The organism is Telluria beijingensis (assembly GCF_030770395.1).
Lineage (GTDB): Bacteria > Pseudomonadota > Gammaproteobacteria > Burkholderiales > Burkholderiaceae_D > Telluria > Telluria beijingensis.
The window spans coordinates 373,326-395,537 of record NZ_CP132480.1; the positions used below are offsets into that span (position 1 = coordinate 373,326).

A 22,212-nucleotide genomic window follows, 5' to 3' on the forward strand; every position below is an offset into this window, starting at 1 on the left:
CGTCGCCCGCAAGGTCAGAACTGCGCACTGGCCGACAGCGTCACGCTGTTCGACCTGATCGCGGCGCTGCGAAGCGCCTCCAATCCGCTGCGCGCCTCATGCGCGAGCAGGAACTTGACCTGCACCGTCGGCCTTGGCGACCAGGTCGCCGAAAGACTGCGCGCGCGGATGGCGTCGCGGCTGCCCTCCAGGCCCGAGGACCCGGTGCGAAGGACGTAATTGCGGCGGACGTAGGCAGCGTTGGCGTCGATCCTGATCCTGGCTGTCGGCTCCCAGCGGGCGCCAATGCTGGCCCCGTCGTTCAGGGTGTAGCTCACGTCCGTGCTTTCGAGCGGTGCGAAATCGCGCCAGGCCGCGGCGCTGTAGCTGACCTTGCCGCGCGGCTGGTAAGAGGCAGTGATCCTGCCCGTCAGGCTGCCTGTCCTGGACCCGTAGGCCGGCTGGTCGCGCCGCGTGTAGCCGACGAGCGCGTCGATATTGGTGGAACCGGTCGCCAGCCACAGCGCGCGCACCCCCAGTTCATCCTGCGTGAAGCGGTCGCCGACCGAGCCAGGATTGACGCCACGCGGGTACGGATAGCGGCCTTCGATCCGGCGCGCCACGAGGCCGGCCGTGCTGCCGCTGGCAGGCAGGTAATCGAGCTCGATCGCCGTCGTGTCCTCGCTGCGATTGTTGAAACGCTGCGCAAACAGTTCGTAGTCGTAGGTGTCGCGCCGCAAGCTCACGCGTGCCTGCCAGGACGGGTGGAAGCGCCATGCGCCGTCCACGAATCGGGCGCGGCGGTTCCGCAGGTTGCGCTGGTCGCTTTGCAGATCCGTATAGGATGCCAGCACCTGCTCGTTGAGCATGCCGGCCTTGCCCTGGAGGCGATTACCGAGCTGCCAGAACCAGGTTGCCTGCAAATCCTTGCCGTTGTAATCGAGCTGCCTGAAGCGGTCGAAATCGTATCTGGACAGCCTGGCCACGAGCGAGATCCGCTGCCGGCTGTAGGTCTTGTCGAAGAGTAGCCCGGCCTCGCGCTGCCACCACCGGTCGGAACGCGCGCCACGCAACGCTGCTCCGCCCTCTGGCACGCGCAGCAGGTTGTCGTCATGGCCGTAGGCGATACCGCCAAGCAGCTGCAGCGCATCGTCGGGAGCCGCCCTGGCGGGCAAGGCGAGCAGGCAGGCAGTGAGCAGGGCGACTGGCCGCTTGCAGGGACCAGGCATCGGGAATGAACCGTTCTTGCGTGCCAGCAGCATGGTCGGATTCGCTCTCAGCTCTATGTCATGGCGTGCATGATTTCGCATCTTGCAATAGCCACTAGTATAGCGACAGCGCCCAGCCTGCCTGACAAAGATATGCCAGCCCTCTCTTTAGGAGGAACTGCCGTTTCTAAAATGCGACAGCCTTCTACTGGTAAAGTGACGACCTTCTTGCCTGCTGGAGCCTGTGTGTCATCGTTTAACCCCGCGTATTTGAAGATCAACCTGCTGGCCGGCCTCACCGTCGCGCTGGCCCTGGTGCCCGAGGCGATCGCCTTCGCCCTGGTCGCCAACCTGTCCCCGCTGACCGGCCTGTACGCCGCGGTGATCGTGGCCTTCATCACGTCCGCTTTCGGCGGCCGGCCCGGCATGATCTCGGCCGCCGCCGGTTCGCTGGCGGTGGTGATGGTGGCGCTGGTGGTGCAGCATGGCGCGCAGTACCTGCTGGCCGCCGTGGTGCTGATGGGCGTGCTGCAACTGCTGTTTGCCGCCGCGCGCCTGGGCAAGTTCATCCGCATGGTGCCGCATCCGGTGATGCTGGGCTTCGTCAACGGTCTGGCGCTGGTGATCTTCCTGGCCCAGTTCAATCACTTCAAGGAGGCGGGGCCGGATGGCGCGCCGCAGTGGATGGCCGGGCCCGAGCTGGCGGTCATGGCCGGCATCATCGTCGTCACCATGGCGGTGATCTACCTGACCCCGCGCCTGACGAAAGCGGTGCCGTCGACCCTGGTCGGCATCCTGGTGGCCAGCATCGGCTGCATCGTGCTCGGTATCGAGACCAAGACGGTGGGCGACCTCGGCTCGATCGCCGGCGGCCTGCCGGCCTTCGCGCTGCCCGAGGTGCCGTGGAATATGGAGACGCTGCGCATCGTCTTTCCATACGCGCTGGTCATGGCCGGCGTCGGCCTGATCGAGTCGCTGCTCACATTGACCCTGATCGACGAGATCACCGACACCCGCGGCCAGCCGAACCGCGAATCGCTGGCGCTGGGCGCGTCCAACGTGGTGGCCGGCCTGTTCGGCGGCATGGGCGGCTGTGCGCTGATCGGCCAGAGCATGATCAATGTGAACAGCGGCGCCACCGGGCGCCTGTCGGGCATCGCGGCCGCGCTGTTCCTGATGGCTTTCATCCTGTTCGGCTCGACCTGGATCGAGGCGATCCCGCTGGCGGCCCTGGTCGGCGTGATGTTCGTGGTGTGCGAAAAGACCTTCGAATGGGGCACCTTCCGCCTGGTCGGCAAGGTGCCGCGCGCCGACGTGTTCGTGATCGTGCTGGTGGCGGGTATTACCCTGGTCTATGACCTGGCGGTGGCGGTGATCGCCGGCGTGATCGTGTCGGCGCTGGTGTTCGCCTGGCAGCACGCCAAGCAGGTAAGGGCCGCCGTCTCGCAGGACGAGCAGGGCTGGAAAGTGTATGCGCTGGAAGGCACGCTGTTCTTCGCATCCGTGACGCCGTTCCAGGCGCTGTTCGCGCCGAAAGACGACCCGCAGGACGTGGTGATCGACTTCCTGCGGGCGCGGGTGGTCGACCATTCGGCGATCCAGGCGATCGACGCCCTGGCCGAGCGCTACCGCCTGCTGGGCAAGCGCCTGCACCTGCGCCACCTGAGCCCGGACTGCCGCGAACTGCTGGACAAGGCGCGCGGCATGGTCGAGGTGAACGTGCTGGAAGACCCGCGCTACCGGGTGGCGGACGACAAGCTGGGCTGAATCCCGTTATAACCCGCGCCGGATCACGCGAATGCGCGCCGGCGCACGCATTCGATGTAGGCCTCGGTATCCGGCGGCACGCCGTTACGCTGCGAGGCCCAGATCATCTCGCCCAGGCATTCCATGATCTCGTGGTGGGCGTCGTGCTGGCCGCGGCGGGCGACCAGGGCGTCATGGGCGGCGCGGATGCCGCGCGGCTGGTCGATCGAGATCTGCTCGGCGATCGACAGGTGCATCGACAGGTGCAGGAAAGGGTTCGGCTTGCCGCCTTCGACCGAATAGTCGGCCGCGATTGCCGCCTCGACGTCCTCGAACTGGTCATGGTATTCGGGATGCTGGACGATCCAGTCGGCCGCGATGGCGTCCATCGGGGTCAAGATCTCGCCATTGCGGTGCTTGCGATAGGCGTCGCAGAAGAAGCGGCGCACGTCGTGCGAGGACGGAGTGAACATGACGGGAAGGGGCAAAAAGAGGAGAGAGCCGGCATTGTAGCGCGATGCCGGCGCTGGCGTCAGGGCGCCGCCTGCTCTCCCGCGTAATGCTCGCGTATCGACTTGCAATCCTGCGGCAGGGCAGTCGCGACAGGCCGGCCCAGCGTCTCCTGATGCAGCTGGACGAGGTTGGCGGCGAAGCAGGTGCGCGCCGGGGTGTCGGCGGCGGCCAGCAGCCTGGCGCCATCGATCTTGCCAAGGAAGTAATCGACCACCGGCCGCGGCCAGTCTCGCTGGTCCTCGAAGCGCGCCGCCAGCTCTGCCCCGGCCTGCGGGGCGCCAGCGCGCAGCTGCGCCAGGTAGAGCCACAGGGCGCCATTGCGGCCGGTGGTTCCTTCGCCCAAGGCGGTGCGCAGGTGCGCGATCGCCTGTTGCGGCTCGCCCAGCACCAGCCGCCGTACGCCTAGCGACAGGCTCGCGTCGCGCTGGCCCAGCGCCGCCGCCCGTTCGCGGTAGGCGAGGGCGGCGGCCGGATCGCGGGCCGTGCTGCGCTCGGATTCCAGCGTATTGGCCATGGTGAGCCAGGCGTCGGCATTGCCGGCTTCGGCTTCCTGGCGCATCCACGGCCGCACTTCGCGCCGCGAATCGAACGGCGCGCCGCCGAGATAAGAGACGTACAGCTTGCCCTGGCTCATGGCGAACAGCACGCGGTGCGCGCGCAGGAAGTCGGCGCCCAGCAGCACGTCGACGCTTAATTGGGCATCGATCACGTCGAACTCGGGATCGTGGACGGTGGCGTCGCCCACCTTGAAAGTGTCCGCCTTGACGATCCAGCTGGCCGCCGACTGGCGGCCGACGCCGTGCGAATTGGCGACCCGTTGGGCGTGCGGGCCGTCGAGCGCGATGCCGGCGCGGTGCGCCGCGCGCCTGGTGATGGTCGTGACCGAAGCGCCGCTGTCGATCATGGCGGTCAGGCGAGCGCCGTTGATGTGCACCGAGAATTGCGGATTCGGCGTCGGCTCGTCGTGCTGGCGAAACGGGATCACGCTCGCGTCGCGGTCCCAGTAGGCCAGCCAGGTCCTGCCGCAGCCCTGGGGACGAAAGAAGCGCAGCTCCTTGGTGGCGAGCGAGAATTCGAGGTCGCTCTGCAGCAGGAAGGCGGCGCCGGCGATGGCGTCGAACGGCGGCGTGAACGAGGTCTCGCCGATCACCGCCAGGTACAGATCCCTGGCCTGCACCGGACCGACCGCGAATTGCGACACCCTGGCATCGTACAGCCGCGACTTGCCCGCCACGCCTTGCACGTAGTCGCCCGTGGCGCGCAGGCTTAGCCCGTGGCGTTCGACGCCGGTGCGGGTCAGGTAGGTGCGGCCGGCGCCGGTATCGGGCAGCATGGTGGCCGGCTTGCCGTTGATCTCGCCGGTCATCGTCAGGCCCAGGCCGGCGCCGGCATAGTGCAGCGGCACCTGGGCGATTTGCTGGAACTGGCACGACCCCTGCGCGGCGGCGTCAAGGGACAGGGCCGCCGCGGCCAGCAACAGGACAGGAATGCGGGAAATGTTCATGTCGGCTCCTGTGCCGGATTGCCCGTCGCCGCCCTGCATTCGGCGGCCTGCTCCATTACAGCCCTGGCGCGCTCGGGATCGCCCGCGATGCGATGGCGCTCGGCGATGAACGACTGCGCTTCGCAGGCACGCTGGCGCGCCAGCCGCTCGTCCTTGCGCGCCAGCGCGAGCAGCCTGGCCTCATCCAGCTTGCCCAGGTAGAAGTCGGCGATCGGCCGTGGCCAGTCGTCCTCGTCGTCGCGGGCGAAGGTGGTTCGCAGTTCGCTGCGCGCCAGGTCCGGCTGGCCGGCGTGCATGCGCGCCGCGTACAGCCACAATGCGCCGAAGCGTTCGGACGGCAGGCGATCGAGCGCCGCGCGCAGCTTCGGAATCGCCTCGAGATGGTTCTTCTCGTGCTGCAGGCGCTGCCCGACCTGCAGGATGGCGCGCGGATTGCCGCCGTTCGCCGCCGCGTCGACCAGGGCGCGCGCCCGGGCTGCGTCGCGCGCCACGCCCTGGCCGCGCGCGTAGGCCGCGGCCAGCAGCAATTGGGCGTCGCCGTTGCCGGCGTCGGCTTCCTGCTGCAACCAGGGTTCGATGCCGCCGCGCTGGCCGAACGGGTGGCCTCCCAGGTAGGAGATGTACAGCTTTTGCTGGCTCATGGCGAACAGCACCCGGTGCGCGCGCAGGAAGTCGGCGCCCAGCAGCAGGTCGACGTCCAGGCCGTCGGCATCGATCACGCCGATGTCGGCGTCGCGGATGGCGATGCGGCCGATCTCCACGACGGCAGGTCTGGCGTTCCAGCGCGCCACGCTCTTGTTGCCGATGCCGACCACGTCCTGCAGGCGGGTGACGCCCTCGCCATCGAGCCTGATGCCGGCGCGCTCGGCGCCCTCGCGCGTGAGGGCGCTGGTGGCGGCGCCGCTGTCGATCATCGCCGTGATCTCCTTGCCGTTGACCTTGACCGTGAAATACGGGTTGGCGTGGTGCGAGAAGCGGGTGTCGAACGGGATCTCCACCGCGTCCGCATCCCAGTAGGCCAGCCTGGCGTTCTTGCAGTTGGATGGCTTGAAGAAGGTGAGCTCCTTGGTCGCCAGCGAGAATTCGAGATCGGTCTGCAGCAGGAACTGGGCGCTCAGGATGGCGTCGAACGAGGGCGAAAAACCCATGTCGCCGACGACGCGTACATTGCTGTTGCGGATGGCCGCCGGCCCGGCCCGGAATTCCCTGACGCGGGCGGTGTACATGCGCGCATAGCCGCCGATGCCGCGACTCAGGCCGCTGCGCTCGAGCTGCAACCCGCGCTTGCCGCTGCCGGTGCGGGTCAGCATGCTGGCCCAGGCCCCGGTGTCGACCAGCATGTCGGCCGGCGTGCCGTCGATGCTGCCTTCGATCGTCGGGCTCAGGCTGGGGCCGGTATACCGGATCGGCAGTTTCACCAGCTGGTGGTATTCGCAGGCGGTCGCCTGCGCGGCATGCAGTGGGGTGGCGAACAGGGAAGCGAGGAGGGCAACGGCGCTGGCGCGGCGGAACGGGGCGATGAAAGTCATGCGCCCATTCTACCGGCTGAGGTTGCATGCAAGACAATGCAAGGCGCATGAAATGATGCGCCGCAAGAGCGTATTGACGGAAACGGTGGCATTCGCCGCCGTTTCCGTAAAGACAAAAATTACTTGTTTGGCGCCAGCACCAGCGATTCCGGCCCCGCCGGATTGCCACCGCTGGCCGCGGCGACCATCTCCGAGCCCGGCTTGGCGGCCTGCGAGCGGCCGTGCGGCTGGCGCAGGTAGCGCGCGCTATGACGCCGTTCGCCGTGTTGGCCGCGTGCCGGCCAGGTGACGAAGCGCGACAGTTCCTGCAGGGCGCGCTGGTAGACGTCGCGCTTGAACTCGATCACGACATCCAGCGGCACCCAGTAATCGTGCCAGCGCCAGGCATCGAATTCCGGATGGTCGGTCAGGCGCAGGTTGACTTCATTGTCGCGCGCTACCATGCGCAACAGGAACCAGATCTGCTTCTGGCCGCGGTAGTGGCCGCGGATCTCGCGCTTGATGAAGTGGTCGGGCACCTCGTAGCGCAGCCAGTCGCGGGTTCGCCCCATGATCTTGACGTGCTCCTGGCGCAGGCCGATTTCTTCCTCGAGCTCGCGGTACATTGCCTGTTCTGGCGTCTCTCCGTACTTGATACCCCCTTGCGGGAATTGCCATGAGTGCTCGCGCACCCGCTTGCCCCACCAAACCTCGTTGTTAGCGTTCAGCAGGATGATGCCGACGTTGGGACGGAACCCTTCACGGTCGAGCATAAGTGCACCTCGATACTTTCTGCCGGCGGACGTTCCCTTATGTTTTTACCTACACATTCTTTGTGTCCGTGGGGTTTCCGCACCGCTTGCGCGATGGATGCTGCTGCTTGCGGCCCCTGTTTGTAGAAAGTTTGGACGCATCAGCCGGCTAATCCTTTAAAATTAGGTCGATTATAACCCTCTCTTTTTAAAAAGAATTCACTGATATGCGCGCCTCACGATTTTTTATTTCAACTCTTAAAGAAGCGCCTTCCGATGCCGAGATCGTCAGCCACAAGCTGATGATGCGCGCCGGGATGATCAAGCGCCTGGGTTCCGGCATCTATACCTATATGCCGGTCGGGTTGCGCGTCATCCGCAAGGTCGAAGCGATCGTCCGTGAAGAAATGAACCGTGCGGGCGCGATCGAACTCCTGATGCCGCTGGTGCAGCCGGCCGAACTGTGGCAAGAAACGGGCCGCTGGGACAAGATGGGCGATGAGCTGATGCGCGTCAAGGATCGTCACGGCCGCGACTTTGCGATCCAGCCGACCTCCGAAGAAGTGGTCACCGACGTCGTGCGCAGCGAAATCAAGTCCTACCGCCAGTTGCCGGTCAACTTCTATCACATCCAGACCAAGTTCCGCGACGAGCGCCGGCCGCGCTTCGGCCTGATGCGCGGCCGCGAATTCACGATGAAGGATGCCTATTCCTTCGACCGCGACCTGGAAGGCATGCAGAAGTCCTACCAGACCATGTTCGACGCCTATACCCGCATCTTCAACCGCTTCGGCCTGAAGTTCCGCGCGGTGGCGGCTGACAACGGCGCCATCGGCGGCACCGGCTCGCACGAATTCCACGTCATCGCCAGCACCGGCGAAGACGCGCTGGTGTATTGCCCCGACTCGGACTACGCGGCCAATATGGAGGCGGCAGAAGCCGTCGCCAGCGGCACGCGCGGCGCGGCGACCCAGGAACTGGCCAAGACCCCGACCCCGGGCAAGACCAAGTGCGAAAGCGTGGCCGAGTTGTTGAAACTGCAACTGTCGCAGACCGTCAAGACCATCGCCCTGACCGTCGAAGGCGAAGAAGGCAAGAAGAGCTACTGGGTGCTGCTGCTGCGCGGCGACCATGAACTCAACGAGATCAAGGTCTCGAAAGTGGCGGGCCTGAAAGACTTCCGCTTCTCGACCGAGGCTGAAATCCTGGAAGTGTTCGGCACCGTGCCGGGCTACCTGGGCCCGATCGCCACCAAACAACCGGTCACCGTCGTGGCCGACCGCACCGTCGCCAATATGGCCGATTTCGTGTGCGGCGCCAACGAGGCGCACTTCCACTACACCGGCGCCAACTGGGGCCGCGACCTGCCGGAACCCATGGTCGCCGACCTGCGCAACGTGGTCGAAGGCGACGCTTCGCCGGACGGCAAGGGCGTGCTGGCGATCGAGCGCGGCATCGAAGTGGGCCACGTGTTCCAGCTCGGCACCGCGTACTCCGAAGCGATGGGCGCCACCTTCCTCGACGAAGGCGGCCGTCCGGCGCCGCTGCAGATGGGCTGCTACGGCATCGGCGTGACCCGTATCCTGGGCGCGGCGATCGAGCAGAACTTCGACGACAAGGGCATCGTCTGGCCCGACTCCATCGCTCCGTTCGAGCTGGTGCTGTGCCCGATGGGCCTGGACCGCAGCGAGATGGTGAAGGAAGCCACCGAGAAGCTGTACGCCGAGATGGAAGCTGCCGGCATCGACGTGATCGTCGACGACCGCGGCCTGCGTCCGGGCGCGATGTTCGCCGACTGGGAACTGATCGGCGTGCCGCACCGCGTCGTGATCGGCGAGCGTGGCCTCAAGGAGGGCAACCTGGAATACCAGGGCCGCCGCGACGAAGCGGCCAGCGCCGTCGCAGTCGACGACATGGTCGCCTTCATCAAGGGCAAGCTGGGCAAGTGATGCGCTTGCGCCTCGCCTCCCTGCTAGGAGGCGCCGTGCTGGCATGCGCCTTCGGCCTGGGTGGCGGCGAGGCATATGCCGGCAACCAGAAAGAAGAAGCGCTGTCGGATTCGGTGCGCCTGGCCCTGGCCAATGCCATCGCCGACGCGCGCCCCCCGCGGCCGACCTTCCGCACCGAGGCGGCGCGGGTGCGTTACCAGGCCTGGTTCGACGAGATGTCGCGCAAGCTCACCAGGCGCATGCCCGACGTCCAGACCCGCACCGAATTCCTCGAGACGGTGTGGTACGAATCGACCCGCGCCGGGCTCGACCCGGGACTGGTGCTGGGCCTGATCCAGGTCGAATCGGCCTATCGCAAGTACGCGATCTCGATCGCCGGCGCGCGCGGCTATATGCAGGTGATGCCGTTCTGGACCAAGGTGATCGGCGACGGCGACCGCCGCCGCCTGTTCCATATGCAGACCAATCTGCGCTATGGCTGCGCGATCCTGCGCATGTATATCGACATGGAGCGGGGAGATTTGTACCTGGCGCTGGGCCGCTACAACGGCAGCCGCGGCAAGCCGAAGTACCCGAATGCGGTGCTGGCGGCGTGGAAGAACTGGGAATTCGCGCACAAGACCTGAGCGCGCGCCGTACAAATCGCCAACATATCAGTTCACCAACGTGTCACGCTGGCAGTGTAGACTTTCCGCTTTGCAAAAGTGAGGACTGCATGCGACTGACTCTCCTGCCCGCCGCCACGCTGCTGGCGGCACTCGCCGGCTGCGCGACGCCGCCGCCCGCGTCGACCCCATCCGCCACCACCGCGCCAGGCGTCAATGCCGTCGATCACCGCGCGAAGAACGTCATCTTCTTCCTCGGCGACGGCCTCGGCATCAACACCCTGACCGCGGCCCGCATCTTCGCCGTCGGCGAAGACGGCGAACTGGCCATCGACAAGCTGCCCGAGTCGGCCTTCGTGAAGACCTTCTCCAACGACGCCCAGGTCACCGACAGCGCCGCCTCGATGGCGGCCTACATGACCGGCGTGAAGCACAATAACGGCGTGGTTTCGATGTCCTTCGGCACCCGCTCGGTCGCCCCGGGCAAGGACGCCAATGGCAATAACCTGGTCAGCCGCTGCGAAGGTGGCAGCGCCGCCGTCACCCTGCTGGAGCTGGCCAGGCGCCGCGGCATGGCGGTCGGCGTGGTCACCAATACCAGCGTCACCGACGCCACCCCGGCCTCGACCTATGCCCATGCCTGCCACCGCAAGCTGGAAACCGATATCGCCGCCAGCCTGGTGCCCGGCGGCGCCGGCTACAACGCGGCGCTGGGCGTGCGCGGCCTGGACGTGCTGTTCGGCGGCGGCGCCCAGCACTTCACGCCGTTCGCGAAGGGCGGCAAGCGTGCGGACAACCGCGACCTGCTGGCCGAGCTGGGTTCAAAAGGTTTCCGCGTGGTGAACGACACCGCGCAATTCGACGCCTTGAAACCTGGCCAGCCGGCGGTGGGCCTGTTCGCGGCCAACCACATGGACTTCGACGCCGCCCGCGACCCGGCGCGCCAGCCGGCCCTGCCGGCGATGGCGGCCAAGGCGATCGAGCTGCTGGCGCCGAATCCGAACGGCTTCTTCCTGATGGTCGAGGGCGGCCTGATCGACCACGCGCTGCACGCCACCCTCGGCAAGCGCGCGCTGCAAGAGACGGTGGCCTTCGACGCCGCGCTGCAGGCGGCGATCGCGCGCATGGAAGCGCTCGATCCGGGCCTGAAGAACACGCTGATCGTCGCTACCGCCGACCATGACCACACCCTGCTGCTGAACGGCTACGCGGCCCGCACCGGCAAGACCACCCCGACCAATCCGGGCGTACTGGGACTGGTGCGCACCGCCGACGGCAAGCCGACCCTGGACGGCAAGGGCCAGCCCTACACCATCATCGGCTTCGGCACCGGCGAGCAGCGCCACGCGGGCGACCGCACGGCCCACCTCACCGACGACATCGTGACGCGCGACGACTACCACCAGGAAGCCGTGGTGCGCACCCGCAAGGGCGCCGAGACCCATGGCGGCAGCGACGTCTACCTGGGCGCCACCGGCGCCAACGCCGAACTGTTCCGCGGGACCATCGACAACACCCGCGTGTTCAACCTGATCAAGACCGCAGCCGGCCTGTAAGCCGCCAGGAGCCACCATGACTTTACGACGCATTACCCCGCTGCTGCTGGCTGCCTGCTGCACCGCCGCCGTTTCGATCCCGGCCGCCGCCCAGCAACAGGCGAAGAACATCATCTTCTTCCTGGGCGACGGCATGGGCCCGACCACCATCACCGCCGCCCGCATCCACCGCGGCGGCGAGGACAGCCTGCTGCACTTCGAGCGCCTGATGGAGCGCACCGCGCGCATCAAGACCTATTCGCTCGACTACCAGACCACCGACAGCGCGCCGTCGATGGGCGCCTACATGACCGGCGTGAAGATGAACAACGACGTCATCTCGCAGGCCGGCGCGCGGCCGATCGACCCGACGAAAGAGGGCGTCGACATGTGCGGCGACGGCAACGGCACGCCCGCGGTGACGATCCTGGAACTGGCCAAGGCCCGGGGCAAGGCGGTCGGCGCCATCACCACCACCGAGCTGACCCACGCCACGCCGGCATCGACCTTCGCCCACACCTGCAGCCGCGACGCGGTGTACACGATCGCCCAGCAGATCGTGCCCGGCGGCGCCGGCTACAACCCGGCGCTGGGCGATGGCGTCGACGTGCTGATGGGCGGTGGCGGCAACCACTTTACCCCGCGCGACGCCGCCAACCCGAACGGCCGCCCGGACGGGCGCGACCTGATGGCCGAATTCGCCGGCGCCGGCTACTACGTGGCCGGCACCCGCGCCGGCATGATGTCGGCGCAGCCGGGCCGCAAGTTCGTCGGCATCTACAGCGCCACCAGCCACCTCGATTACGCCTACCAGCGCCGGCCGGAGCAGCCGACCCTGGCCGAGATGACCGGCAAGGCGATCGACCTGCTGTCGAAGAATCCGAACGGCTTCTTCCTGATGGTCGAAGGCGGCAAGATCGACCACGCCCTGCACGACACCCGCGCCAAGCATGCGCTGGAAGAGACGGTGGCCTTCGATGACGCGCTGGCGCTGGCGGTCGAGCGCATGCGCGCCATCGACCCGGGCCTGCAGAACACGCTGATCGTGCTGACCGCCGACCATGACCACACGATGCAGATCAACGGCTATCCGAAGCGCGGCAATCCGATCACGGACATCGTGCGCGACTATGCCACCGGCGAGCCGCGCAAGGATGCGGACGGCAAGACGTTCACGACACTGGTGTTCGGCAACGGCCCGAATCGGCCCGACGTGCGCGCCGACGTCGACAGCGTGGTGGCGCAGAGCGACGACTATCACCAGGAGACGGGCGTGCACAAGTCGTCGGAAACCCATGGTGGCGGCGACGTGAAACTGTTCGCGACCGGGGCCGGATCGGCGCCGTTCAAGGGGACCATCGAGAATACCCAGGTGTTTCACCTGATGAAAGCGGCGGCCGGTTTGTAATGCATTCCGGATCGGCACAGTTTCGATCCGCGTGGTTATTAACTAGTTGCCACTATTATTTACAGCTGAATAACAAAAAGCCCCGGGTTTGAAACCGGGGCTTTTTTTAAGCCTGAAGCTTTTGAAATAGCGCGCTGGCTTATTTCAGGTGATCCGAAATGAGCTTGGTCATTTCGAACATCGAGACTTGTTCCTTGCCGCCGAAAACGGCTTTCAGCTTGTCGTCGGCATTGATCATGCGGCGATTCGCTGCATCTTGCAGGTCTTTCGACTTGATGTAATCCCAGACCTTCTTGGTCACTTCGGTGCGCGGCAGCGGCTTGTCGCCGACGACGGCGGCCAGCGTGGCGGACGGGGTCATGGCTTTCATGAAAGCAGCATTTGGCTTGCGCGCCGCTGCCGGCTTATCGGCCGACTTGGCTGCTGGTGCTGCCTTTTTTGCTGCCGGCTTGGCCGCTGCAGCAGGCTTGGCAGCGGCTTTTTTTGCTGGCGCTGCAGTGGTTTTTTTGGCTGTTGCCATCTTCGAGCCTCCTAAAACGAACACGTGGAAAAGTGCGTAATTTATCGCACGCCTATATTGGTAGCGTTTTACAGAACGTGCAAGTCTTTTTCAAAACTTTTTCACTCTTAAAACCGGCCAAATGGGCGTTATCGCACACAACAACGCATGAGAGCGAAAAATCGCTGACACGGGATGAAAAAAAACCGCGCAAAGCGATACTTTGCGCGGTTTCTGGCGATAGACATGCAGATTAACGCATGCCGGGCATCATGCCCTTCATCCCGCGCATCATCTTCATCAGGCCGCCGCCCTTGAGCTTTTTCATCATGGTCTGCATCTGGTCGTACTGGTTCAGCATGCGGTTGACTTCCTGCACCTGGACGCCGGCGCCGGCCGCGATGCGGCGCTTGCGGTTGGCCTTGATCAGCTCGGGCTTGGCGCGCTCGTGCGGGGTCATCGAATCGATGATGCCCACCATGCGCCGCACGGATTTCTCGGCCTGGTCCATATTGGCGCCGGCTGCCGCCTGCTGGAACTGGGCCGGGAGTTTATCCATCAGGCCGGCCATGCCGCCCATTTTCTTCATCTGCGTGAGCTGCGCCTTGAAGTCGTTCATGTCGAAACGGCCGCCGACCTTGATCTTGTTGGCCAGTTCAGCCGCCGCCTCGGCGTCGACGCCCTTGCGCGCTTCTTCGACCAGCGCCAGGATGTCGCCCATGCCCAGCACGCGGTTGGCCATGCGGGTGGGGTCGAACGCCTCCAGGCCGTCGAGTTTTTCGGACACGCCGGCGAACTTGATCGGCTTGCCGGTCACGTGACGCACCGACAGCGCCGCGCCGCCGCGCGAATCGCCATCGAGCTTGGTCAGCACGATGCCGGTCAGGGGCAGGGCGTCGTTGAAGGCCTTGGCGGTATTGATCGCATCCTGGCCCAGCATCGCGTCGACCACGAACAGCGTTTCCACCGGGTTGACGGCGCCGTGGACGGCGGCGATTTCCTTCATCATCGCTTCGTCGATGCCCAGGCGGCCGGCGGTGTCGATGATTAGGACGTCGTGGTAATGCTTCTTGGCCCAATCGAGCGCATTGCGGGCGATGTCGACCGGCTTGTCGCTGGCGGTGGACGGGAAGAAGTCGGCGCCCACCTGCTTGGTGACGGATTCGAGCTGGGCGATCGCGGCGGGGCGATACACGTCGGCCGAGACGGTCAGGACCTTCTTCTTCTTTTGCTCCTTGAGGTACTTGGCCAGTTTGCCGGTGGTCGTGGTTTTACCCACACCCTGCAGGCCGGCCATCAGGATGATCGCCGGTGGCTGCTGGGCGAAGGAGAGTTGGGTGGCCTCGGGTCCGAGGTCGGCGCCCATCAGGGCGGCCAGCTCTTTCTGCACCACGCCGACCAGGGCCTGGCCGGGCGACAGCGAGCCGACGACTTCTTCGCCCAGGGCTTTTTCCTTGACCTTGGCGATGAATTCGCGCACCGCCGGCAGCGCCACGTCGGCCTCGAGCAGGGCCATGCGCACTTCGCGCAGCATCTCCGCGGTGTTCGCCTCGGTCAGGCGGGCCTCGCCGCGCATGGTCTTGACGACCTTGGCAAGGCGTTGGGTGAGGTTATCTAGCATGTTCTACCTAATAGAAGAAAGCGCAATTCTGGACTGGCGCAAACGCCAATGTGCCATTTTACCGTCTCCCGGCCCACTCGGGCCGAACCACGACTGTCCCGTCGATTTTTCCCGAATGCTCTCGCCTTTTGGCATACCGCAAACCTGACCGGCGGCCGCCATGGTGTATTGCCTACTCGCCTTTCCGGCAAGCATTAATTCAATCGCGAGGAGGAGAACCATCATGGTGGGGATGATTAGTAAGACATTAGTTGCACTTGCCCTAGTGGCCGCGCTCGGCAGCGCGGCGGCCCAGGACGTGGTGCGGCTGGGGAACCTGAAGCTGGCCCATTTCGGCGCAGTGTCCTATATAAAGGAGATCGCGCCGGGCTGCGGCATCCGGGTCGAGGAAAAGATGTTCGCCAAGGGCCTGGATATCATGCAGGCCATCATCGCCGGCGAACTGGACGTGGGCGCCACGGCGTCGGAAGCGGCGATCCAGGGCCGCGCCGGCGGGGCCCAGGTGGTGGTGGTCGCCGGTTTCGCGCGCGGCGGGGCGCGGCTGGTGGCGCGGCCCGACCTGAAGATCGCGAATGTGGCCCAGCTCAAGGGCCGGCGGGTGGGCGTCACCCGCGGCGGCATCCAGGAAGTGCTGCTGATGGCCGAACTGGCGCGACACGGGCTGACCTCCGACACGACCGGCCGCAAGGACGTGCAACTGGTGTACCTGTCCTATCCCGAACTGAACCAGGCGCTGCAGGGCCGGCATATCGACGCCATGATGCAGTCCGAGCCGCAATCCTCGCAGGCGATCAATATGGGTTTCGGGGTCGAGGTGATGAAACCCTATGGCACGCCGATCGGCGAACCGGTGCGCACCATGGTCATGACCGAGAAGTTCTACCGCGAGCGCCGCCCGCTGGCCGAGAAGTTCATGCGCTGCTTCGTGCAGGCCACGCGCACCTTCATCGACCGGCCCGACATCGCCGAGCACTACGTGCGCCAGGCGATGTTCAAGGGCCAGATTTCGGTCGCCGACTTCCGCGCCGCGATGGCCAACTCGCCGTATTCCTACGACATCACGCCCCAGCACATCCAGGTCACGACCGACGTCATGGCGCAGACCGGCGTGGGGCGCATGGCGCGTCCGCCGCTGGCCAGCGACTGGGTCCGCACCGACCTGCTGGCCTCGGCCAAGAAAAGCCTCAACATCCAATAAGCGAGCGAGATCATGGAACGCATCGAACGACGCAAGACGCCGCGCAGGACGCCGGTCCGTTGGAACGACGCCGCCACCGGCCTGGTGGTGCCGGTGCTGGCGATCGCCCTCTGGCAATGGGTGGCCGCCAGCGGCCTGGTCGACCGCCAGGTGCTGCCGGCGCCGCTGGACGTGTGGCGCAAGTGGGTCGATTACCTGCTGCCGCTCGAGCCCTTCGCCCAGTACACCGACGGCGGCTGGTTCGCATGGGCGCTGTCGGGCGAGCTGCCGGTCGACATCGTCGCCAGTCTGTACCGGGTGGTGGTCGGCTTCGCCATCGGCGCCGGGCTGGCACTGCCGCTCGGGCTGGCGATGGGCGCCAGTCCCCGCGTGCACGCCTGGATGAATCCCCTGGTCCAGGTGCTGCGGCCGATCCCGCCGATCGCCTACATCCCGCTGGCGATGCTGTGGTTCGGGCTGGGCAATCCGCCGGCCGTGTTCCTGATCGCGATCGGCGCCTTCTTCCCGGTCCTGATGAACACGATCGCCGGCGTGCGCCAGGTGGACGGCATCTACCTGCGCGCAGCCAACAACCTCGGGGCCGGCAAGCTGACGATCTTCCTGCGGGTGATCCTGCCGGCGGCGGTGCCCTACATCCTGTCCGGCGTGCGGATCGGGATCGGCACCGCCTTCATCGTCGTGATCGTGGCCGAGATGATCGCCGTGAACAGTGGGCTGGGGTTCCGCATATCGGAAGCGCGCGAGTATTTCTGGTCCGAAAAGGTCATCGCCGGGATGATCAGCATCGGCGTGCTGGGGCTGGTGATCGACATCGGCGTCAATCGGTTGAACAACTATCTGCTGCGCTGGCACCGCGGCCTGGAGCACTGACATGAGCGACATCCACATCCGTATCGAAGGCGTCAACAAGGTATTCGGTGGCGAAGGCCACGAAGTGGTGGCCCTGCAGGACATCGACCTGAAGATCCCGCGCGGGCAGTTCGTCTGCCTGCTCGGACCGTCCGGCTGCGGCAAGTCGACCCTGCTCAATGCGGTGGCCGGCTTCGCGCCGCCGTCGTCCGGGACGATCCTGGTCGACGGCCGCCCGGTCACCGGGCCGGGGCCGCAGCGCGGCATGGTGTTCCAGGAATACGCGCTGTTTCCCTGGATGACAGTCGAGCAGAACATCCGCTTCGGCCTGGAGATCAAGCGCATGCGCGGGCCCGAGATCGAGCGCCGGGTCGATGAACTGCTGCGCATGCTGTCGCTGGCCGATTTCCGCACCCGCTACCCGAAAGACCTGTCGGGCGGCATGCGCCAGCGGGTGGCGATTGCGCGCGTGCTGGCGCTCGATTCGCCGGTCCTCCTGATGGACGAACCGTTCGGCGCGCTCGACGCGCTCACCCGGCGCAACCTGCAGGACGAGCTGCTGCGCCTGTGGGGCGAGTTGAACAAGACGATCCTGTTCGTCACCCACAGCATCGAGGAGGCGATCTACCTGGCCGACCGCATCGTCGTGATGACGTACCGGCCGGGGACGATCAAGCGCGACCTGACGCTCGATCTACAGCGCCCGCGCGACCCGGCGGCGTCGGAATTCAACCAGCTCAAGCGCGAACTGGGGTTGATGGTGATGGAAGAGCAGCAGCGGCATCACAACGACGAGTTGCGGATGGCGGCGGTGGATTGAAGGTCCGCCATATGCATATGCGGCGTTGTCAGCGGCGGGCAGGGGCCTTCCCCCCGGCGTTCGCCGATGGTGTAGACTCTTATTATGCAGAATTCCCTCTTCCTTGCCGCTGCCTTCCTGTACGCGGTATGCGCCGTGCTGCCGACGCGGCTGGGCGCCGTCATCTCGGGCGTGACCGCCGGGGCCTGGGCCCTGCATGGCGTCGCGCTCGGCATGGACGTGATGGTGCCGGGGCGGCTGCGGGTCGGCTTCGCCATCATGATCTCCAGCGCGCTGTGGGTGTCGGTGGCCGCCTACTGGTTCGAGAACCGTAATTTCGCCCTCGACGGCATGCGCCGCCTGGTGATGCCGTTCGCGGCGGCGGCCACCCTGCTGCCGCTGCTGTTCCCGGGCACCCTGACGCCGCTGGCCGGCAAATCCGCCGCCTTCGGCTGGCATATCGCGGTCGCGGTGCTGGCCTACAGCACCCTGACCATCGCCGCTTTCCATGCCGTGCTGATGGCACTGCAAGAGACGCGGCTGCACACCCGCACCGCCGGCGGCGGCTGGTTTGGCTCCGCGCTCGACCAGCTCCCGGCGCTGCTCACCATGGAAAAACTGTTGTTCCGTGTGATCTGGATCGGCTTCGTCTTGCTCAGTCTGACGGTATTGTCGGGCTTCGTGTTCTCCGAACAGGTGTTCGGCCGGCCGCTGCTGCTCGACCACAAGAGCGTGTTCGCGCTGCTCTCGTGGGCGCTGTTCGCGGCGCTGCTGGCCGGGCGCAGGTGGCAGGGCTGGCGCGGCAAGACCGCGCTGCGCTTCACGCTGGCAGGCTTCGCCACCCTGGCGCTGGCCTACGTCGGTAGCCGCTTCGTGCTCGAAGTCGTCCTGCACAGGGGAGTCTACTGATGCGTATCTTGTTCTGGATTGCCCTCATCGTCCTCATCGTCTTCGCCGTGCGCAGCAAGCTGCGCGCGATGGCCAAGAAGCATGGGGCACCGCCCAATATGCAGCGCGGCCCGGCCGCGCCACCCGGCCAGATCGAGGCCATGGCCCAGTGCGCCCACTGCGGCATGTACTTCCCGGCCTCCGAGTCGGTGCATGCCGACGGCCAGGACTACTGCTCGCCAGGCCACGTGCGCCTGCCGCCCAAGTAGTTGAAAGCCTCGTCCGGCAAGCTGTCGCTGGGAGCGCGGGCCACCTTGTGGCGCTCGCTCCAGACCTTCACCGTCACCCGCATCCTCATCGCCCTGGTGCTGCTGCTGTACCTGGGCGTCGACCTGGAGAGCGGCGCCTTGCGGCCCGACCCGGTCAATACCGAGACCTGCGTGTTCTACGTGCTGGCGGCGGCGCTGTTCGCACTGGCGGCGCGCTGGCAGCACCGCTTCCTGATCCAGCTCGGCGTGCAGATCGGGATCGACCTGGCGGTGATCTCTCTGCTGTACATCGCCGCCGGCGGCATGCGCAGCGGCCTGGGCATCCTGTACCTGTTCCCGCTGGCCGGCGCCGCGATCCTGGCGCCGCTGCTGCTGGCGCTGTTCTCGGCGGCGGTCGCGACCCTGTTCCTGCTCGGCCTGAACTTGTGGCAGCTGGTGGTCGAGGGGCGCGATCCGCCGCTGATGCAGGCCGGCCTGTTCGGCGCCGCCTTCTTCGCCGGCGTGCTGGTGGTCAACCGGCTGGCGGCGCGCCTGCTCAAGCAAGAGGAACTGGCGTCCCAGCGCGGCGCCGACCTGCGTATCCAGCAGGCGATCAACGAGATCGTGATCGCCGACGTCGGCGACGGCATCCTGGTGGTGGGCGAGGAGGGCACGGTCTTTACCGGCAACCCGGCGGCGCGCCGCATGCTGGGCCTGGCCGACGCCGCGGCGTTCTCGCTGCGCGCGGCGCCGGCCTTCGAGCCGGTGGCGCTGGCCTTCGACGCCTGGCTGGCCGCGCCCGACAACCATAAAGCCTTCGTCACCCTGAAACCCTATCGCGAGGGCGACGGCGCGGGCGAGGTGCGCGGCCGGCGCGACCAGCCGGTGCACCTGAAACTGCGCTTCGCGCGCGTGGCCGACGGCGGCGAGGCGGCCGGCCGCAGCGTGATCTTCATGCAGGACGTGAGCGCCATCGAGAACCAGGCGCAGCAGCTCAAGCTGGCCTCGATGGGCCGCCTGACCGCCAGCATCGCACACGAGGTGCGCAATCCGCTGTCGGCGATCGGCCACGCCACCGCGCTGCTGGCCGAAGACCTGCACGGCCCGGCCGAGGTGCGCCTGCTGAAGATCGTGGGCGACAATGTCGACCGCGTGAACCGCATGGTGGAAGACATCCTGCAGCTGTCGCGCAAGGCCCAGCCGAACGGCGAGCCGGTGGCGCTCGGCGCCTTCCTGGAGCAGCTGAAGGCCGAGTTCTGCGAAATCCATGGTATTGCGGCCGATATCGTCTATATAGGCGATCCGGGCGGTAGCGCGGTGCGCTTCGACCCGCTGCACCTGCACGAGGTGCTACTGAATCTGCTGAACAATGCGGTGCGCTACGCCAGCCGCCAGTCGGCCAGCATCCGCATCTTCCCGGCGCGCGACGCCGCCGGGCGGCGCGAGCTGCACGTGCAGGACGACGGCCCCGGCATCACGCCAGAAGTGCGCGACCACCTGTTCGAGCCCTTCTATACTACGTCGAGCAAGGGGACCGGCCTGGGACTCTACCTGGCGCGCGAGCTGTGCCTGAACAACGATGCGAAACTCGATTATGAATACCGGTTCGACCCATCCGCGCTGGGGCCGCGCAAGGCCAGCGGCCGCTTTGTCATCACCTTCGCCCTGGACTAGGCCATGAGCGCGCCCCGCATCCTGGTGCTCGACGACGAAGCCGACCTGCGCGAGCTGCTCGAGATCACCCTGCTCAAGATGGGCCTGGACGTCGACAGCGCCGCCACCCTGCGCCAGGCGCGCGCGCTGTTCGACGAGCACGAGTACGCGCTGGTGTTGACCGATATGCGCCTGCCGGACGGCCTGGGGCTGGAACTGGTGCGCGAGATCGCGGCCTCGGGCAAGGGCACGCCGGTCGCCGTGATCACCGCCTACGGCAGCGCCGAGAACGCGGTGGTGGCGCTCAAGGCCGGCGCCTTCGACTATATCGCCAAGCCGGTGGCGCTCGACGCGCTGCGCGTCATGGTGCGTTCGGCCCTCAAGTTATCCGAGGGTGGAGGGGCTACGGCTGACGATGGAGCGATTGCGTCGCGCATGATCGGCCACTCGCCTGCAATGCAGGCGCTGCGGGCGCAGATCGCGCGCCTGGCGCGCTCGATGGCGCCCATTTCCATCACCGGCGAATCGGGCAGCGGCAAGGAACTGGCCGCGCGCGAGATCCACGCCCAGAGTTCGCGCGCCGCGAAACCCTTCGTGGCGGTGAACTGCGGCGCGATCCCCGAGACCCTGATGGAGGCCGAGTTCTTTGGCTACCGCAAAGGCGCCTTCACCGGCGCGGCCGAGGAGCGCGACGGCTTCTTCCAGGCGGCCAACGGCGGCACCCTGATGCTGGACGAAGTGGCCGACCTGCCGCTGGCGATGCAGGTCAAGCTGCTGCGCGCAATCCAGGAACGGCGCGTGCGCAAGATCGGCGCCACCAGCGAAGAACCCGTGGACGTGCGCATCATCAGCGCCACCCACCAGGACCTGGCGCGCTGCGTCGAGACCGGCAAGTTCAGGCAAGACCTGTTTTACCGCCTGAACGTGATCGAGCTGGCGCTGCCGCCGCTGCGCGAGCGGCTGGACGACCTGGCCCTGCTGGCCGGCGGCATATTGAACCGGCTGGCCGGGCCGGGACAGGCGTCGCTGGGGCCGGGCGTGCTGGAAGCCTTGAAGGCGTATTCCTTCCCGGGCAATGTGCGCGAACTGGAAAACGTGCTGGAGCGGGCGCTGGCGTTTGCCAACGATGGCGTGATCCAGGTGGGCGACCTGTCGCTCAAGGCGGCGCGGCCAGTGGAAGCGGGGCGGGGCGAAATAGTCGCGCCGGCGGCGGTTGTGGAACCGGTTTCGCCGGTGTCGAACACCGGTTCTGGTTCGATCCCTGCTGCGACCACTGTCCCGGCCACCAGCGCGGCTACCATCGCGGCCGTCACCCCGGCCAAACCCGCGACGTCCCCGGCGCCGGTCGCCCTCGGCCCGGCCGAGTTGCCGAGCAACCTGCCCGAATACCTGGAACAGGTCGAGCGTGACATCATCCAGCGCGCGCTGCAGCAGACCCAGTTCAACCGCACCCAGGCCGCCAGCCTGCTCGGCATCAGCGTGCGCCAGTTGCGCTACCAGATGCAGAAACTGGACATCTGCGCGCCGGACGACTGAAGCCTGCCGGCGCCGTTCGGTTGCCGGGTTATGTTACTTTGCGGCAATTATTTTGGTGCATAATGCCCAATGGTAGGGCGGGCCTGCCCTATATTCACGAGTGAAAGAATGGCTAGCCAGTTCGCCATTTCTCTGCAGATTTTCTGATGTTAGTGCTCGCTCACCGCGAGGCTCCGTTCTTTTGGGCGGCGGCCAAATGTCAAGACTGCACAGA

General features: G+C 66.4%; 19 protein-coding genes. 12 read left to right on the forward strand and 7 right to left on the reverse strand.

Going from position 1 to position 22,212, the window contains the following annotated elements; genetic code table 11:
• Positions 1–14 precede the first annotated feature (14 nt).
• The gene (epsL, locus tag Q9246_RS01665) at positions 15–1,241 is read right to left on the reverse strand and encodes an XrtB/PEP-CTERM-associated polysaccharide biosynthesis outer membrane protein EpsL (RefSeq protein WP_306394939.1); all 1,227 of its coding nucleotides are present in this window, start codon (positions 1,239–1,241) and stop codon (positions 15–17) included.
• Positions 1,242–1,433: 192 nt separating this feature from the next.
• On the opposite strand from epsL, the gene Q9246_RS01670 reads away from it, so the two are divergent.
• Complete coding sequence (locus Q9246_RS01670; protein ID WP_306394942.1) at positions 1,434–2,954, forward strand: SulP family inorganic anion transporter; 1,521 nt, start codon at positions 1,434–1,436, stop codon at positions 2,952–2,954.
• A gap of 23 nt (positions 2,955–2,977) precedes the next feature.
• Here Q9246_RS01670 and Q9246_RS01675 read toward each other — a convergent pair whose 3' ends face one another.
• From Q9246_RS01675 to Q9246_RS01690, 4 genes are all read right to left on the reverse strand, one after another.
• Positions 2,978–3,406, reverse strand: a complete 429-nt coding sequence (locus tag Q9246_RS01675; protein WP_306394943.1) for a DUF1841 family protein — start codon at positions 3,404–3,406, stop codon at positions 2,978–2,980.
• 59 nt (positions 3,407–3,465) lie between these two features.
• Positions 3,466–4,950, reverse strand: a complete 1,485-nt coding sequence (locus Q9246_RS01680; RefSeq protein WP_306394945.1) for a retroviral-like aspartic protease family protein — start codon at positions 4,948–4,950, stop codon at positions 3,466–3,468.
• Positions 4,947–6,479 (reverse strand): aspartyl protease family protein, encoded by a 1,533-nt coding sequence (locus Q9246_RS01685; RefSeq protein WP_306394946.1) that lies wholly within the window; start codon positions 6,477–6,479, stop codon positions 4,947–4,949. The genes Q9246_RS01680 and Q9246_RS01685 overlap by 4 nt, the downstream gene beginning before the upstream one ends.
• Before the next feature lie 119 nt (positions 6,480–6,598).
• The gene (locus Q9246_RS01690) at positions 6,599–7,231 is read right to left on the reverse strand and encodes an RNA pyrophosphohydrolase (protein WP_306394947.1); all 633 of its coding nucleotides are present in this window, start codon (positions 7,229–7,231) and stop codon (positions 6,599–6,601) included.
• A gap of 206 nt (positions 7,232–7,437) precedes the next feature.
• Here Q9246_RS01690 and Q9246_RS01695 point away from each other — a divergent pair, with 206 nt between their 5' ends.
• From Q9246_RS01695 to Q9246_RS01710, 4 genes are all read left to right on the forward strand, one after another.
• Positions 7,438–9,159, forward strand: a complete 1,722-nt coding sequence (locus Q9246_RS01695; RefSeq protein ID WP_306394949.1) for a proline--tRNA ligase — start codon at positions 7,438–7,440, stop codon at positions 9,157–9,159.
• Positions 9,159–9,785: a lytic transglycosylase domain-containing protein gene (locus Q9246_RS01700; protein WP_306394950.1), complete on the forward strand. Its 627-nt coding sequence runs from the start codon at positions 9,159–9,161 to the stop codon at positions 9,783–9,785. Before Q9246_RS01695 ends, Q9246_RS01700 begins: the two co-directional genes overlap by 1 nt.
• Positions 9,786–9,874: 89 nt before the next feature.
• Positions 9,875–11,320, forward strand: a complete 1,446-nt coding sequence (locus Q9246_RS01705; protein WP_306394951.1) for an alkaline phosphatase — start codon at positions 9,875–9,877, stop codon at positions 11,318–11,320.
• 16 nt (positions 11,321–11,336) lie between these two features.
• Entirely contained in the window at positions 11,337–12,707 is a 1,371-nt protein-coding gene (locus Q9246_RS01710) for an alkaline phosphatase (RefSeq protein ID WP_306394952.1), read from the forward strand.
• Between the two features lie 139 nt (positions 12,708–12,846).
• Here Q9246_RS01710 and Q9246_RS01715 read toward each other — a convergent pair whose 3' ends face one another.
• Both Q9246_RS01715 and ffh read right to left on the reverse strand, forming a co-directional pair.
• Positions 12,847–13,227: an SWIB/MDM2 domain-containing protein gene (locus tag Q9246_RS01715; RefSeq protein ID WP_306394953.1), complete on the reverse strand. Its 381-nt coding sequence runs from the start codon at positions 13,225–13,227 to the stop codon at positions 12,847–12,849.
• Between the two features lie 232 nt (positions 13,228–13,459).
• Positions 13,460–14,827 carry a signal recognition particle protein gene (ffh, locus tag Q9246_RS01720; RefSeq protein ID WP_306394954.1) on the reverse strand — a complete coding sequence of 456 codons (1,368 nt, stop codon included), beginning with the start codon at positions 14,825–14,827 and terminating at the stop codon, positions 13,460–13,462.
• Positions 14,828–15,050: 223 nt separating this feature from the next.
• Here ffh and Q9246_RS01725 point away from each other — a divergent pair, with 223 nt between their 5' ends.
• The 7 genes from Q9246_RS01725 to Q9246_RS01755 all read left to right on the forward strand — a co-directional run bounded on the left by Q9246_RS01725 (position 15,051) and on the right by Q9246_RS01755 (position 21,998).
• Positions 15,051–16,025 (forward strand): ABC transporter substrate-binding protein, encoded by a 975-nt coding sequence (locus Q9246_RS01725; RefSeq protein WP_306394955.1) that lies wholly within the window; start codon positions 15,051–15,053, stop codon positions 16,023–16,025.
• A 12-nt stretch (positions 16,026–16,037) separates the two neighbouring features.
• The gene (locus tag Q9246_RS01730) at positions 16,038–16,895 is read left to right on the forward strand and encodes an ABC transporter permease (protein ID WP_306394957.1); all 858 of its coding nucleotides are present in this window, start codon (positions 16,038–16,040) and stop codon (positions 16,893–16,895) included.
• A 1-nt stretch (position 16,896) separates the two neighbouring features.
• Positions 16,897–17,694 (forward strand): ABC transporter ATP-binding protein, encoded by a 798-nt coding sequence (locus Q9246_RS01735; RefSeq protein WP_306394958.1) that lies wholly within the window; start codon positions 16,897–16,899, stop codon positions 17,692–17,694.
• Positions 17,695–17,778: 84 nt separating this feature from the next.
• Positions 17,779–18,582, forward strand: coding sequence for a cytochrome C assembly family protein (locus tag Q9246_RS01740; RefSeq protein WP_306394960.1), 804 nt, complete (start codon positions 17,779–17,781; stop codon positions 18,580–18,582).
• A complete protein-coding gene (locus Q9246_RS01745) occupies positions 18,582–18,830 on the forward strand; it encodes a PP0621 family protein (RefSeq protein ID WP_306394961.1) in 249 nt (82 codons plus the stop codon). The genes Q9246_RS01740 and Q9246_RS01745 overlap by 1 nt, the downstream gene beginning before the upstream one ends.
• Positions 18,831–20,483 (forward strand): two-component system sensor histidine kinase NtrB, encoded by a 1,653-nt coding sequence (locus Q9246_RS01750; protein ID WP_306394963.1) that lies wholly within the window; start codon positions 18,831–18,833, stop codon positions 20,481–20,483.
• A 3-nt stretch (positions 20,484–20,486) separates the two neighbouring features.
• The gene (locus tag Q9246_RS01755; RefSeq protein ID WP_306394965.1) at positions 20,487–21,998 is read left to right on the forward strand and encodes a sigma-54-dependent transcriptional regulator; all 1,512 of its coding nucleotides are present in this window, start codon (positions 20,487–20,489) and stop codon (positions 21,996–21,998) included.
• Positions 21,999–22,212 lie beyond the last annotated feature (214 nt).

Coding starts and splice junctions, on each gene's coding strand:
- epsL (WP_306394939.1), bottom strand. CDS start 1,241: ATGCTGCTGGCACGCAAGAACGGTTCATTCCCGATGCCTGGTCCCTGC.
- Q9246_RS01675 (WP_306394943.1), bottom strand. CDS start 3,406: ATGTTCACTCCGTCCTCGCACGACGTGCGCCGCTTCTTCTGCGACGCC.
- Q9246_RS01680 (WP_306394945.1), bottom strand. CDS start 4,950: ATGAACATTTCCCGCATTCCTGTCCTGTTGCTGGCCGCGGCGGCCCTG.
- Q9246_RS01685 (WP_306394946.1), bottom strand. CDS start 6,479: ATGACTTTCATCGCCCCGTTCCGCCGCGCCAGCGCCGTTGCCCTCCTC.
- Q9246_RS01690 (WP_306394947.1), bottom strand. CDS start 7,231: ATGCTCGACCGTGAAGGGTTCCGTCCCAACGTCGGCATCATCCTGCTG.
- Q9246_RS01695 (WP_306394949.1), top strand. CDS start 7,438: ATGCGCGCCTCACGATTTTTTATTTCAACTCTTAAAGAAGCGCCTTCC.
- Q9246_RS01700 (WP_306394950.1), top strand. CDS start 9,159: ATGCGCTTGCGCCTCGCCTCCCTGCTAGGAGGCGCCGTGCTGGCATGC.
- Q9246_RS01705 (WP_306394951.1), top strand. CDS start 9,875: ATGCGACTGACTCTCCTGCCCGCCGCCACGCTGCTGGCGGCACTCGCC.
- Q9246_RS01710 (WP_306394952.1), top strand. CDS start 11,337: ATGACTTTACGACGCATTACCCCGCTGCTGCTGGCTGCCTGCTGCACC.
- Q9246_RS01715 (WP_306394953.1), bottom strand. CDS start 13,227: ATGGCAACAGCCAAAAAAACCACTGCAGCGCCAGCAAAAAAAGCCGCT.
- ffh (WP_306394954.1), bottom strand. CDS start 14,827: ATGCTAGATAACCTCACCCAACGCCTTGCCAAGGTCGTCAAGACCATG.
- Q9246_RS01725 (WP_306394955.1), top strand. CDS start 15,051: ATGGTGGGGATGATTAGTAAGACATTAGTTGCACTTGCCCTAGTGGCC.
- Q9246_RS01730 (WP_306394957.1), top strand. CDS start 16,038: ATGGAACGCATCGAACGACGCAAGACGCCGCGCAGGACGCCGGTCCGT.
- Q9246_RS01735 (WP_306394958.1), top strand. CDS start 16,897: ATGAGCGACATCCACATCCGTATCGAAGGCGTCAACAAGGTATTCGGT.
- Q9246_RS01740 (WP_306394960.1), top strand. CDS start 17,779: ATGCAGAATTCCCTCTTCCTTGCCGCTGCCTTCCTGTACGCGGTATGC.
- Q9246_RS01745 (WP_306394961.1), top strand. CDS start 18,582: ATGCGTATCTTGTTCTGGATTGCCCTCATCGTCCTCATCGTCTTCGCC.
- Q9246_RS01755 (WP_306394965.1), top strand. CDS start 20,487: ATGAGCGCGCCCCGCATCCTGGTGCTCGACGACGAAGCCGACCTGCGC.